13 protein-coding genes are annotated in these 14,885 nt (G+C 33.7%); all 13 read left to right on the top strand.

What is annotated here, in order from left to right; all coding sequences use genetic code 11:
• Window positions 1-2: 2 nt before the first annotated feature.
• The 13 genes from RU93_RS08600 to wecB all read left to right on the top strand — a co-directional run bounded on the left by RU93_RS08600 (window position 3) and on the right by wecB (window position 14,882).
• A complete protein-coding gene (locus RU93_RS08600) occupies window positions 3-1,322 on the top strand; it encodes a nucleotide sugar dehydrogenase (protein ID WP_071875211.1) in 1,320 nt (439 codons plus the stop codon).
• Window positions 1,323-1,341: 19 nt separating this feature from the next.
• On the top strand, window positions 1,342-2,316 hold the full coding sequence (locus tag RU93_RS08595) for an SDR family oxidoreductase (RefSeq protein ID WP_071875210.1): 975 nt from the start codon (window positions 1,342-1,344) through the stop codon (window positions 2,314-2,316).
• Window positions 2,316-3,692, top strand: coding sequence for a phenylacetate--CoA ligase family protein (locus RU93_RS08590; protein ID WP_071875209.1), 1,377 nt, complete (start codon window positions 2,316-2,318; stop codon window positions 3,690-3,692). Before RU93_RS08595 ends, RU93_RS08590 begins: the two co-directional genes overlap by 1 nt.
• A gap of 9 nt (window positions 3,693-3,701) precedes the next feature.
• On the top strand, window positions 3,702-5,024 hold the full coding sequence (locus RU93_RS08585; protein ID WP_071875208.1) for a glycosyltransferase: 1,323 nt from the start codon (window positions 3,702-3,704) through the stop codon (window positions 5,022-5,024).
• Complete coding sequence (locus RU93_RS08580) at window positions 5,005-6,216, top strand: glycosyltransferase (protein WP_071875207.1); 1,212 nt, start codon at window positions 5,005-5,007, stop codon at window positions 6,214-6,216. The genes RU93_RS08585 and RU93_RS08580 overlap by 20 nt, the downstream gene beginning before the upstream one ends.
• 2 nt (window positions 6,217-6,218) lie before the next feature.
• Window positions 6,219-7,295, top strand: coding sequence for an EpsG family protein (locus RU93_RS08575; RefSeq protein WP_071875206.1), 1,077 nt, complete (start codon window positions 6,219-6,221; stop codon window positions 7,293-7,295).
• Window positions 7,296-7,322: 27 nt separating this feature from the next.
• Entirely contained in the window at window positions 7,323-8,462 is a 1,140-nt protein-coding gene (locus RU93_RS08570) for a glycosyltransferase (protein ID WP_071875205.1), read from the top strand.
• Between the two features lies 1 nt (window position 8,463).
• A complete protein-coding gene (locus tag RU93_RS08565; RefSeq protein WP_084131331.1) occupies window positions 8,464-9,000 on the top strand; it encodes an acyltransferase in 537 nt (178 codons plus the stop codon).
• Between the two features lie 14 nt (window positions 9,001-9,014).
• Window positions 9,015-9,998 (top strand): hypothetical protein, encoded by a 984-nt coding sequence (locus tag RU93_RS08560; protein ID WP_071875204.1) that lies wholly within the window; start codon window positions 9,015-9,017, stop codon window positions 9,996-9,998.
• Window positions 9,999-10,122: 124 nt separating this feature from the next.
• Window positions 10,123-11,598, top strand: a complete 1,476-nt coding sequence (locus tag RU93_RS08555; RefSeq protein ID WP_211272578.1) for an oligosaccharide flippase family protein — start codon at window positions 10,123-10,125, stop codon at window positions 11,596-11,598.
• Between the two features lie 21 nt (window positions 11,599-11,619).
• Window positions 11,620-12,639: a polysaccharide biosynthesis protein gene (locus RU93_RS08550; protein ID WP_071875202.1), complete on the top strand. Its 1,020-nt coding sequence runs from the start codon at window positions 11,620-11,622 to the stop codon at window positions 12,637-12,639.
• Window positions 12,639-13,748 (top strand): capsular polysaccharide biosynthesis protein CapF, encoded by a 1,110-nt coding sequence (locus RU93_RS08545; protein ID WP_071875243.1) that lies wholly within the window; start codon window positions 12,639-12,641, stop codon window positions 13,746-13,748. Before RU93_RS08550 ends, RU93_RS08545 begins: the two co-directional genes overlap by 1 nt.
• 3 nt (window positions 13,749-13,751) lie before the next feature.
• A complete protein-coding gene (gene wecB / locus RU93_RS08540) occupies window positions 13,752-14,882 on the top strand; it encodes a non-hydrolyzing UDP-N-acetylglucosamine 2-epimerase (protein ID WP_071875201.1) in 1,131 nt (376 codons plus the stop codon).
• Window positions 14,883-14,885 lie beyond the last annotated feature (3 nt).

Below are 14,885 nucleotides of genomic sequence, written 5' to 3'. Positions count from 1 at the left end.
AAATGAATTTATATGAAAAAATCAAAAATAAACAAGAAAAAATCTCACTTATAGGACTAGGATACGTAGGAATGCCAATTGCTGTAGCATTTGCAAAAAAAGCTAAAGTAATTGGATTTGATATTAGTCAAGAAAAAGTAAATTTATACAAACAAGGAATTGATCCAACCAAAGAAGTTGGCGATGAAGTAATTAAAGAAACAACTGTGGAATTTACCTCAGATGAGAAGAAACTTAAAGAAGCGAAGTTTCATATTGTAGCGGTTCCTACGCCAGTTAATTCAGATCATACTCCTGATTTAAAACCAGTAGAATCTGCGAGTAGAACCGTTGGACGTAATCTTACTAAAGGATCAATCGTGGTCTTTGAATCAACCGTCTATCCAGGAGTAACAGAAGAAATTTGTATTCCTATTCTAGAAAAAGAGTCTGGGCTGAAATGTGGTAAAGATTTTAAAGTAGGTTATTCTCCTGAGAGAATTAACCCAGGAGATAAAGTGCATAGACTAGAAACAATCGTGAAAGTTGTTTCCGGTATGGATGAAGAATCTCTAGATGTAATTGCAAGAGTTTATGAACTTGTTGTAGATGCGGGTGTTCACAGAGCAGCGTCTATTAAAGTTGCTGAAGCAGCGAAAGTTATTGAAAACTCTCAACGAGATATCAATATTGCCTTTATGAACGAGCTGTCGATTATTTTTAATAAAATGGAAATCGATACAAAAGAAGTTCTTGAAGCAGCTAGTACAAAATGGAATTTTTTGAACTTCTCACCAGGTCTAGTCGGAGGACATTGTATTGGAGTCGATCCTTACTATCTTACGTATAAAGCTGAACAAATGGGCTATCATTCTCAAATTATTCTTTCTGGAAGACGAATTAACGATGATATGGGTAAATATGTTGTTGAGAATCTAATAAAAAATCTGATTAAAGCAAATGTTCCAGTGAAAGAGGCAAAAGTTGCAATTTTAGGATTTACATTCAAAGAAAATTGTCCAGATACACGAAATACAAGAGTTATTGATATTGTAGAAGAACTAAAAGAATATGGAATAACACCAATGATTGCAGACCCACAAGCGGATGCAGAAGAAGCTAAACACGAATATGGAATTACCTTCGATGAAATAGCAGATGTACAAGAGGCAGATGCTATTGTTGTGGCAGTTGGACATGACCAATTCATAAATCTATCTCAAGAAGATTTTGATAAAATGTTCAAAAAAGAATCAAATGAAAACAAAGTAATCATTGATATCAAAGGGATACTAAATAAAAAAGAATATGAAGAAGTAGGATATAAGTACTGGAGATTGTAAAGAGAGGTCGTATATAAGAATGGGTTATGAAGATATCGTATTTGAAAAAGAGAGTGTCTTTCTAGTAACAGGCGGAGCTGGATTTATCGGTTCTAATCTTTGTGAAGTGTTACTTAATAAAGGATACCAAGTTAGATGTTTAGATGATTTATCTAACGGTAAGCAAGAACATATTGATTTATTTATTGATAATCCGAATTATTCATTTATTAAAGGAGATATTCGTGATTTAGAAACATGTCTGAAAGCCTGTGAAGGTGTAGATTATGTTCTTAATCAAGCAGCATGGGGGAGTGTACCTCGAAGTATAGAAATGCCATTGCTCTATGAAGAAATCAATATTCGTGGCACTCTTAATATGATGGAAGCTGCTAGACAAAAAGGCGTTAAAAAATTTGTCTATGCTTCGAGTTCATCAGTTTATGGTGATGAACCAAATCTTCCAAAGAGAGAAGGAAGAGAGGGGAATGTCTTATCTCCCTATGCGCTCACTAAAAAAATAGATGAAGAGTACGGTAGGCTCTATTCAAAATTGTACGGTCTCGATACGTATGGGCTAAGATATTTTAATGTTTTTGGAAAGAGACAAAATCCAAATGGATCATATGCTGCTGTATTGCCTAAATTCATTAAGCAATTGCTAGAGGACGAACAACCTACAATAAATGGCGATGGTAAGCAAAGCAGGGATTTCACTTATATCGAAAATGTGATAGAGGCGAATCTAAAAGCTTGCCAGGCATCCTCTGAAGTTGCCGGAGAAGCATTTAATATCGCTTACGGGGGAAGAGAATATTTGATTGATGTCTACAACTCTCTTTGTAGAGCACTTGGGAAAGACATTGAACCAATCTTTGGACCAGATAGAAAAGGTGATATAAAGCATAGTAATGCTGATATAAGCAAAGCTAAAGAGATGCTAAGATATGATCCTAGTTGGAGTTTTGAAACAGGAATTCAAGCAGCAATAGAATGGTATAGGGAGAATTTATAATGGGTCTTTTAGAAAGTTTCTATGATAAATCACCAATATTTTTTCAAAATCTAATGGTTTCTATTTCGGGATACCTACGTAATAGAACAAGATACGGGAAAGTCTATTACGAACACAGAGAATTTCTTGAAAAGTTTGATAAGCTTACTTTGAATGAAAAACTTAAAATTCAAGAAGATAAGTTCATCGATTTTATCAATTATGCATATGAGAACAGTTCTTTCTACAAAGAATTGTATCGAGATATTGATATAAATAGCATTAAACAGATGTCTGATATAAAGAAGCTTCCGATAGTTGATAAGGAAATGATTAGAGCAAATATCAATCAAGTAAATACGGTTGAACGCATGGGTGCTGTAGAAGGACATACTGGAGGTACTACAGGTAAATCACTGGTAGTATTGATGACACCTGAAGACATGATGAAGCGAATGGCTATGCTTGACCATTTTAAATCAAGAGTAGGATTTGAGCATTTAAAGATGAAAAGAGCAACATTTAACGGAAAGCATATTGTTCCGCCAAATCAAAAAAAGAAAAATTTTTGGCGATATAATGCGGCTTGCAAACAGATGATTTATTCTTCATTTCATCTTACTGAAGCAAATATGAAGTTTTATGTAGAAAATCTAAATAAATTTCAGCCTGATGCAATCGATGGTTTCTTTATGTCTATGTGTGATGTAGCTGGATATATTGAAAGGCATAACATAAAACTGACATTTAATCCTGTCGCTATATTCCCGACATCCGAAACATTGACTGACTCAGGTAGAGAATTACTGGAAAGAGTATTCGGTTGTAAAGTGTATGATCAGTACGCATCTAGTGAAGGTGCACCTTTTGTGACAGAATGTGAAAAGCAGGTTTTACATGTAGAGTTGGCATCAGGAGTATTTGAGCAATTTGAAGAAAATAGTGATGAGGTGCTTGTAACGAGTTTTACCACTCATGGAACCCCACTAATCAGGTATCGGATTGGAGATTCAATGACTTTTGACTCAGATAATACAAGATGTATGTGTGGCATGGATAGTCCTATAGTTAAAGCGATTCAAGGAAGAAAACTGGACTTTTTATATACTTCAGACGGAGCAAAAATAAATGGTGGTAATGTGGCGAATTTATTCAAGAATATGCCAAATGCCCTAATAAGAGCTCAAACAATACAAGATGAAATGAATGAAATTACCATACTTTTAGAAGTAGATAAAAAAATATATAAGCCTGAATATGATGAAATGCTAGAAGATGAATTTTTGCATAAGTTTGGTAAAGGAACGAAAATCAATATAAAGCATGTTGATGAAATTCCGAGAGAGCAAAGTGGCAAGTTTAGGATGATAAAAAATAATGTAAACAGTCAGAAGTGAGTGAATAAGATGAGAATATTAATATTAAGTAGAAGTCCATGGGATGATACAAATAGCTTAGGGAATACACTTTCAAACTTGTTTTCAAGTATATCGAGCGAAAAAATTGCCCATTTATATTTAAGGTCAACAAATCCATCAAATAATGTATGTACTAAGTATTTTCGTATTAATGATAAAGATGTATTAATGACTTTGTTTAGAAGAAATTTAGACATAGGTACATATTTTGAAATACAACAAAATAAATCCAATTTAGAACATGTCTTAGATACAAAAACAGACGAAAAATTATACAGTTTCTTTAGAAACAAGGGCTCAAAAATTGCGTTATTTGGTCAAGAATTGTTATGGCATTTGGGTAGATGGAATAGCGAACTTCTGAATAATTTTCTAAATGAATTTAAGCCAGATGTTATTTTTGCACCTGCATTTTCTACACCGTATGTGCATAGATTGCTATGGTATATAAAAGAAGAAGTTGGTGTGAAAATTGTTTTATTTCATGCAGACGATTACTTATCTACTAATAAGAGCAAAGGTCTAATTGATTCTGTTTATAATAAGATGAGATTTAAAGCAATTATAAAAAGTACAAACTTAGCAGATATTAATTATTGTATATCGACGCTGCAACAAGAAGAATATCAAAAAAAGATAGGCAAAGAAATGAAACTGTTACATAAAGGCGCTAATTTTTCTAATCAACCTGACTATTCATTGCCAAAAGAAGACGAGCCAATAAAAATAATTTATGTCGGATCAGTACTATACGGTAGATGGAAAACTTTATCGATACTAGCAGAAGAAATTAGTAAAATCAACAAAGTGAAAAACAAATTCGTGCTAGTTATTTATTCACAATATACACTAACAAAAGAAATGAAAGAAAAAATGATAATCGAAGGTGCGTCGATTTTCAAAGGGAAAATCCCGTCGAATCAAGTCAAAGATACTCTTATGAGTGGTGATGTAGTCCTTCATTTAGAGTCTTTTGATGATGTAGAAAAGGAAAAAACAAGACTATCCTTTTCTACGAAAATAGTAGATTGTTTAAATAGTGGGAGAGCCTTAATGGCTATCGGATGGGATAGGGCTGCAAGTATAGACTACTTGATAAAGAATGATGCTGCTTTGGTCGCAACGGATGCAGATAATATATCGAATTTATTGAATGAAATTCAATTAAATAGCAATATTTTGAAAGAATATGCAGATAAAGCCTGGTCCTGTGGAAAAAGAAATCATCAAATCTATGAGATTCAAAATAACTTATATCAAGATTTAAGTTCTTTAGTAAAGGAAGTGAAAAATGAAAGTATTGCAGATTAATGCTGTGAATGGCATACGTAGTACCGGAAGAACGACTATAGAATTAGCTAATTATTTAAATATAAATGGTCATGAAGCATACGTAGCTTATTCAGACGGTTCACCATATAGCAAAGGCTTTAAGATTGGGAATAAAATCGATAGGAAACTTCACGGGATTTTATCCAGAATTTCTGGCAAACAAGGATATTTTTCTAAACACAGCACAATAAAACTTATCAAGTGGATGGAAACCATAAAACCAGATATCGTTCATCTAAGAAATCTACATGGAAACTTTATTAACCTACCTATACTATTCGATTATTTAGCAAGAAATGATATCTCAACAGTAATCACATTACATGATTGTTGGTTTTATTCTGGAGGTCATACACATTATTTTAAAGATGAATTTTATGACTGGCGAGATGGATTCTCAAAACAAAACAGAAATAAAAACAAGATGGGGAATCCCAGCTGGTTTTTTGACAAAAGTGAGTTACTTTTTAGTGATCAAATAAAATGGTTTACTAATATTCCTAGAGTTGCTTTTGTAGGTGTATCAAACTGGATCTCAGAAGAAGCAAAACACTCAACTGTAACAAGTGGAGCAATAGTACAGACTATCTACAATTGGATAGACCTGGATACATTTCATCCTGTCGTTGATGCATCATTAAATGAAAAGTTCAAACTTCAGGATAAATTTATTATCCTAGGAGTAGCAAGTGGGTGGAGTAATAATAAAGGGCTTGATAAATTTATTGAGTTGTCTAATATCCTAAAAGAAGATGAATATATTGTACTAGTTGGAAGAGTAAATGAAAATATAAGGTTACCGCAAAATATAATTAATATACCAGAAACTCATGATATTGGGGAATTAGTAGGGTATTACTCAATGGCAGATGTCTTTATAAATCTATCTATAGAGGAGTCCTTTGGTAAAGTTTCAGCGGAAGCCCTAGCTTGCGGGACTCCGGTTATAACAAATAATTCAACTGCGAATCCTGAAATCATAGGTGAGGGGTGTGGGTATATAATAGATACTTTTGATGATATTAGACAAAAAATAAGCTTAATCAGACGAAACGGGAAGAAATATTATTCAAAATCATGTATACGATTCGCTCATGAAAACTTTGATTCTAAAGAGAGAATGGAAGATTATGTAAAATTATACGCATCTTTAATCGAAAGTGAAGTGTGAAGATGATCTCTGGACTTTTAAATCCATACTATATAAATATATTTTTGCTAATAGCATTTTCTATTATATTAAGTAATAATAGGAATTTGAAGAATCGAAACAAACTATTCGTTATTTTTGCGACCCTAAATTGGATTGTGCTATCGGGGATGAGACATATTTCTATTGGTTCAGATACTCGTGCATATTTTCAAAGCTATAATCGAACGTTATGGACAAGCTGGAGTGATTTATTTAACAATTTCGTAGAAATCATTATTCATGGTTCCGAGGAACTAGGAAAGGATCCAGGGTATTACTTATTTGTGAAAATCACACAACTGGTAACACATAACTATCAAATCTTTCTTGTAATTATTGCTTTGATTTTTACAGTACCGCTTGGACTTTGGATATATAGAAACTCGAAAAACTCATTTATTAGTTTTTTAATTTATTCTGTGTTATTTTACTCATTTTTCTCCATTACAGGATTTCGACAAACAATCGCAACTTCGATTGTAGTATTGATAGGATATAAGTATATAAAGGAAAGACGATTACTTCCTTTTATATTATTAACGTTCATAGGGTTCACTATTCATAAGTCAGCTTTGGTATTTTTCCCTTTTTACTTTTTAGCAAATAAGAAAGTAACAAAAAAGTATTTGATAACTATACTGGCTATTTTCCCACTATTCATGTTTTTTCGTGTACCACTTGCACTTTTTTTCCAAGACTTAGGGGGGTATGAGTATGGTATATATGAGGGCGCTGGCACTTTTAATTTTACTATATTATTGCTACTTGTTACAATTGTTGGAATATGGAAATCAAAAACTATACTGGCAAATAATCCCCAAGCATTACATTTCTTCAATGCTTTAATTATATCAGTTCTGGTAACTCCACTTACTTGGGTTAACCCCAGTGCAATGAGGGTTGTACAGTATTATTCGATATTCTTGATGTTGTTGGTGCCTGAAATTATAAATTCATTTAAAAAAGATGAAAGACCAATTGTCTATTTCGTCGTGATAAGCTTATTGGTACTGCTTTTACTAAGAAGTAACCCACAGTACATGTTCTTTTGGCAGTAATTAGATTTTTAAGTAGGGGTGTTTTTTATGGAACGCAAAACAATCAAATATATTGGGTTTTATGATACTGCAGTAAGTCAAACAGATAGGGTTTGTAATCTTGCAGCTACGAATAAAATGAACTATATTGCGGATACTCTGGTCGAAGCTGGATATGAAGTTCAATTTATCTCACCTTCTTGGATGGGAGATCAAACAAAAGTATTATTTGAAATGCAAAAAACAGTGAATATTGGAAAACACAAATACGTGACATATTGTCCATCATGGAAAACAAGAAATAAATTTATGAGAAATTTAAAAATCCTTGGTGCTTTGATATGGCTGTTTATATATTTGTTGCTCACGACGAAGAAAAACGAAAAAGTAATTGCTTACCATGTCCAATGGATTTCATTGCCTGTTAGAATGGCTAAGTCAATTAGGAAATTTGACTTGGTTTTGGAGGTAGAGGAGATATACAGTGATGTTATGGTTTTCAATGACCGTTTTGTTAAGTGGGAGAATGCCTTACTTAACCAAGCTGACACTTTTCTATATTCAACAGATTTACTAAAAGATAAATTAGCAATCGATAAACCATTTTTAGTAATTTACGGAGAGTATAAAATCTATCCCAAATTATCAACACCATCTAATGATGGTAAAATTCATCTTCTATATGCTGGTATAATTGATGAACATAAGAAAGGAGCTTTTAATGCCCTAGAAGCTTCTAAATATTTATCTGAAAAATATGTTTTACATATAGTAGGATTTGGTCAAATAGAGATGTTGAAAAATTTGATTGAGGAAGTTAATAAAACTAACAAGTGTAGAGTACAATACGATGGTCTTAAAAGCGGTGATGAATATGTTCAGTATTGTCAGAGTTGTCATATTGGATTAAGTACCCAAACCATGAGTGGAGAATATCTTGAATCCTCCTTTCCAAGTAAAATATTGTCATATTTAGCTTTAGGACTTAGAGTTGTTTCTTGTGAAATCAAATGTGTCACTGAAAGCAAAATATCTAATTTAATAACATATTACAAGGAAGATGAACCGAAAGCTATTGCAGAATCAATTAAGACTATTAATATAGATACGAACTATGATAGCAGTAAAGCAATAGAAAAACTGCACAAGGAATTTTCAAAGTCGCTACAAACACTACTGGAGGGTTGAAATGTTGTTACTTGTCGATAAAATAAAAGACAAATTATTAAGATATTATAACAAAAAAATATTTTTATTAAAGATTAATAGTAAGGTTCAAAATTGTAGAGTCATAGGTAAAGTAAATTGCAATGCTACCAATCTCATAATTGGTAATAATGTAACAATATATCCTAATGTAACTTTCTGGGGTGATGGTGAAATAAGAATCGGAGATAACGTTGATATTGGCTATAATACAATCATTTTTTCTTCGAAAAATGGTGGTGTTTACATAGGTAACAATGTTGCAATTGCAGCAAATTGCTATATCATTGATAGCGACCATGGAATTGAGAAAGACAAGTTGATTAGAAATCAGAGACTTGTTAGTGGAAAGGTTTGTATAGAGGATGATGTTTGGATCGCAGAAAACTGTACTATTTTAAAAAACAGTATAATAAAAAATGGAGCAGTCATTGGAGCTAAGAGTTTGGTAAATAAGAAAATCGATAATTATGCAATTGCAGTTGGAATACCCGCAAAAGTCATTAAATATAGAATATAGAGATGGAGCGCGATATGAAGGGAGAAAATAATATGGAACCGTATAGAATAGATGTACCAGTAGCTCTGATTTTTTTTAATAGACCAGAGCCTTTACGCGAAGTATTTGATGCAATAAAAGAAGCTAGACCATCAAAGCTCTTTTTAATTCAAGATGGTGCTAGGGAAGCAAGGCCTAATGATGAGCTAAATATTAAGAAGTGTAAAGATATTGTAGCGGAAATTGACTGGGAATGTGAAGTTTATCGAAATTACTCTGAAACAAACCTAGGTTGTGGGATGCGAATTTACTCAGGTATATCTTGGTGTTTTGAACATGTTGATAGATTATGTATCATAGAAGATGATTGTAAACCGACTATAGACTACTTTAAATTTTGTGAAGAGTTGCTTGAAAAATATAAAGATGATCAGCGAATAGACATGATAAGTGGAATGAACAACTTAGAGACATATGACGTAACTCCATATAGTTATATTTTTGCGAGGACAGGGTCAATCTGGGGATGGGCCACATGGAAGCGAGTGTGGGATACAGTAGATTATGATCTGAGTTTCATGGAGGATGAGGATGCGATCAGACTTATTAAAAATTTAATTAAACCTAGAAGGATAGCAAATGATTTGATTAAGAATGGTAAGAAAAAATATGATGTTCTGAAAACAGGTGGTAAGTTGACATCATGGTCTTACCAAAAGGGAATAAACACCTATTTACATCATGGTTTAATAATAGTTCCACATAAAAATTTGGTTACTAATATTGGGTTAACTGATGATTCTGTCCATGCTGTGAATTCCATTAAAAAGATACCTAAAGCAACACAGAAGCTGTTTTACATGAAAACATATAAGCTGGACTTTCCTCTTAAACACCCCAAATATATTGTTCAAGATGTTGAATTTGATAGGAAGCTTAATAAAATAATGAACCCTAATAAGGTGGTCGCAATGAAGCGAAGAATTGAGAGTTTGATCAGAAGAATAATATTTAAGTAGTTTATTTGAATCGAAATTATTTTAACTGAATATAGTGGCAATTTTTAAAGTAATTTTGAAATACATGAAAGTGACGTGGATCGGATTGAGAAGTCAAAAAAAATCAGGAATAGTCATATCATACTTGACGCTTTTTATAAATTCATTTTTTGGGATATTTTTCACACCTTTTCTGATTTCATCATTAGGTGCGTCAGAATATGGTCTTTATCAGTTAGTCAATTCTTTTGCGGGGTACCTAGTAATACTTAACTTTGGAACAGGTGCTGTAATATCGAGATATGTTGCTTTGTACAGAACAAAAAAAGATTCCTTAGGTCAAGAGAATTTTTTGTTTCAGGCATTTATGATTACCGGTATTTTATCTATTTTGACAATATTTGTAAGTTCAGCTCTCTATGTTGGTATTGATGGATTATTTGGAAATTCTCTAACAACAGTTGAACTTGTTAAGGCAAAGCAATTATTTATATTGATGGTGACCAATATTGCATTTTCATTTTTCACTAATGCTTTTTCGGGCATATTGACTGGATATGAAAAATTCGCAGTTACAAATATATTCAAACTATTGAGAATCGTTTTACGCGTTATCTTATTGGTAATTCTTCTATTGCTGGGATTCAAATCTATAGCCATTGTTGCAACTGATCTATTTCTAACAATTATTTTAACTGTTTTTGAAGCAAGTTATAGTTTCAAAAAGTTAGAAGTAAAAATTAAATTTCATTTTTATGATAAAGCATTATTGTGGATGATATTCTCATTTTCTTCTGCTGTTTTTTTACAAGCTATCATAAACCAAGTGAATCAAAATGTTGATAGGGTAGTTCTTGGAGCAATGACTGATACAGAAACGGTAGCGTTATATTCTATTGCATTGGTATTTTTTACCATGTTTAGCAATATAACTGGAGTCATCGGGGGAGTTTTTCTCCCTCAAGCAACCAAAATGATTGCAGCTAATGCAACTGGAGAAGAACTCACTGATCTTGTTATTCGACCAGGAAGATTACAGTTTATGGTTGCAGGAGCTGCAGTCGCAGGTTTTATATTATTCGGTCAGAATTTCATTAAAATATGGGTGGGGGACAATTTTTTAGATGCTTATATTCCTACAATTCTTTTGCTAGTGCCAACAACTATAACTTTAGTACAGAATGTTACTATAGCTATTCTAGATGCAATGTTAAAAAGGATGACTAGATCACTCATCCTGGCAATTATGGCAGGGCTAAACATTGTGTTAACGATTATATTAGTGGGGGAATTAGGGTATATGGGGGCTGCAATAAGTACATCCATCTCTCTGGTTATAGGCAATATTGTACTTATGAACTTATATTATCACAAAGTTATAGGGTTGAATGTTATTAGAATGTTCAAAGAGATTTTCAGGGGCACCTTTTCTAGTATAATTATTGCAAGTTTACTATCTTTCCCACTAGCGTTAATTTTAGAAGATACAGTAGGTTACTTTATCATCAAAGCAAGCACATTTGTAATCATATATGGCACACTACTTTATAAATTTTCTTTCAACGAATATGAAAAAAAAATACTAATGGGGTCTTTGAAAAAGGCTTCTAGAATTAAATAAATCGAATGGAGGAAAAAATTAATGTTTAAAGAAAAGACTTTACTAATCACAGGTGGGACTGGTTCATTTGGTCATGCTGTCATGAAAAGATTTTTGGATACTGATATCAAAGAAATTCGGATCTTTTCGCGTGATGAAAAGAAACAAGATGATATGCGTAAGCTTTATAAAAATGACAAATTAAAATTTTATATTGGAGATGTTCGTGATCTGGCAAGCGTCAAAAATGCGATGCATGATGTCGATTATGTGTTTCATGCAGCGGCATTAAAACAAGTACCATCGTGTGAGTTTTTCCCACTAGAAGCGGTTAAAACGAACGTACTTGGAACGGATAATGTGCTAACAGGTGCGATAGAAATGGGGATTAAAAAAGTTATTTGTTTATCTACTGACAAAGCAGCGTACCCCATCAATGCCATGGGGATTTCAAAAGCAATGATGGAAAAAGTTTTTGTTGCAAAAGCAAATACGGTCGATCCAACGAGCACGTTAATTTGTGGTACCCGTTATGGGAATGTCATGGCGTCAAGAGGATCTGTCATTCCCTTGTTTATCGATCAAATTAAAGCAGGTCAACCACTTACGGTAACCGATCCTGAGATGACTAGATTTTTAATGAGTTTAGAAGAAGCGGTAGAATTAGTGATTTTTGCTTTCCAAAATGCGCAAGCCGGGGACATTATGGTACAAAAATCACCAGCCTCAACAGTTGGAGACTTGGCACAAGCGATTAAAGAGTTATTTGATGTCGAAAATGAAATCAAAGTCATTGGGACTCGTCATGGAGAGAAACTCTATGAAACGTTACTTACAAAAGAAGAAAATGTGGTAGCAAAAGATATGGGAAACTTCTACAGAGTACCTGCGGATAAGCGCGATTTAAACTATGATAAATATTTTGTTGATGGCGATCAAAAGTTATCTTCAGAAGAAGAATACAACTCGCACAATACAGAGCGATTAACTATTGAACAAATTAAAGCCAAACTTCTTGAACTAGATTACGTAAGAGAACAATTGGAAAGTTGGAATCGTTAATGAAGATATTAGTCACGGGAGCAAAAGGCTTTATTGGAAAGAATCTTATCGCAGAATTAAAAACTCAAACAAATCATGAGATTTTTGAATACGACCAAGACACGGAGTATTCCCTCTTAAAACAGTATTGTCAAGAAGCCAATTTTGTTTTTCATCTTGCAGGCGTTAATCGACCAAAAGAGCAAGCGGAATTTATGGCAGGAAACTTCGGGTTTACGTCGGAACTTTTAGACTTATTAAAACAATACCAAAATAATTGCCCGGTCATGATTTCATCTTCAATCCAAGCAGCATTAGATAATCCATATGGACAGAGTAAAAAAGCGGGAGAAGAGTTACTGTTTTCTTACAGCGAAGAAACGGGAGCAAACGTTTTGATCTATCGTTTCCCGAATGTCTTTGGGAAATGGTGTCGTCCGAACTATAATAGTGCGGTAGCAACATTTTGTCATAATATTGCGCATGATTTACCAATTCAAGTTAATGATCCAAGTGTCGAGATGACACTTGTGTATATCGATGACGTCGTAAAATCATTAATGGATGCATCAGAAGGAAAAGAACAACGCGAAGGGAAGTATTGTGTCGTGCCTATAACGCATCAAACGACTCTCGGTAAAATTGTGGACTTAATTGAATCATTTAAAGCAAGTCGTGCCGAACGGTCCATTCCTGACATGTCGGAACCTTTTACAAAAAAATTATATAGTACCTATTTAAGTTATTTGCCCGAAGATCAGTTTTCGTATGACTTGAAGATGAATGTGGATGCTCGAGGATCATTTACAGAATTCATTCGCACGCCAGATCGTGGACAGGTGTCGGTTAATATTTCGAAACCAGGTATCACAAAAGGCAATCATTGGCATCACACGAAAAATGAGAAGTTTCTAGTCGTTAGTGGCTCTGGGGTTATTCGTTTTAGAAAACTTGATAGCGATGAAATCATAGAGTACTTTGTCAGTGGCGATAAATTAGAAGTGGTGGATATTCCGGTAGGCTATACGCACAACATCGAAAATCTGGGTGACAGCGATATGGTGACGATTATGTGGGTCAACGAGGTCTTTGATCCTGAACATCCCGATACACATTACTTGGAGGTATAATACATGAAAAAATTAAAAGTGATGACAGTAGTCGGAACGAGACCCGAAATTATTCGGTTATCAGCAGTCATTAATAAATTAGATCAATCAGAAGCAATCGAACACATCCTCGTCCATACAGGACAAAATTATGATTATGAACTGAACGAAGTTTTCTTCAATGATTTTCAGTTAAAGAAACCAGATTACTTTTTAAACGCGGCAACTGGGACTGCGGTTGAAACCATTGGAAATATTTTAGTAAAGATTGATCCAATTTTGGAAGCAGTAAAACCAGATGCGTTTCTTGTATTAGGGGATACGAATAGTTGCTTATGTGCGATTGCGGCGAAAAGACGACGAATTCCAATTTTCCATATGGAAGCAGGAAACCGTTGTTTTGACCAACGTGTACCGGAAGAAACGAATCGCAAGATTGTTGATCACACAGCAGATATCAATCTTACGTATAGTGATATCGCACGGGAATACTTGTTAAGAGAAGGACTCCCCGCAGATCGTATCATTAAAACAGGTAGTCCAATGTTCGAGGTTCTACATTCTAGAAAAGAAGATATTGAAAAATCAGATGTTCTTGAAAGACTAGAACTTACAGAAGGAAACTATTTTGTTGTGTCTGCCCATCGAGAAGAAAATATTAGTTCTGAACAAAATTTTATGGATTTAGTGGACAGTTTGAATACTATCGCTGAAATATACCAAATGCCAGTCATTGTCAGCACGCACCCTCGAACGAAAAAAATGATTGACGCCAAAGGGATTACGTTTCATTCATTAGTGAAAACAATGAAACCACTCGGATTCAATGAGTATGTGAAACTACAAAAATATGCGAAAGCCGTTTTAAGCGATAGTGGAACGATTAGTGAAGAGTCCTCCATTCTTGGATTTAAAGCCTTAAATATCCGCCAAGCACATGAAAGACCGGAAGCGATGGAAGAAGCTTCTGTGATGATGGTAGGACTACAAAAAGATAGAATTCTTCAAGGATTAGAAGTGCTGGAGACACAAGAAAAAGATACTTTACGATTAGTTTCGGATTATAGTATGCCGAATGTTTCGGATAAAGTTCTGAGAATTATTTTATCTTATACAGACTATATAAAAAGAGAAGTATGGAAGTATGAAGGGTAGAAA

Source organism: Enterococcus aquimarinus, assembly GCF_001885765.1.
GTDB classification, from domain to species: domain Bacteria; phylum Bacillota; class Bacilli; order Lactobacillales; family Enterococcaceae; genus Enterococcus_I; species Enterococcus_I aquimarinus.
This window is presented reverse-complemented; position numbering and strand designations above follow the sequence as displayed.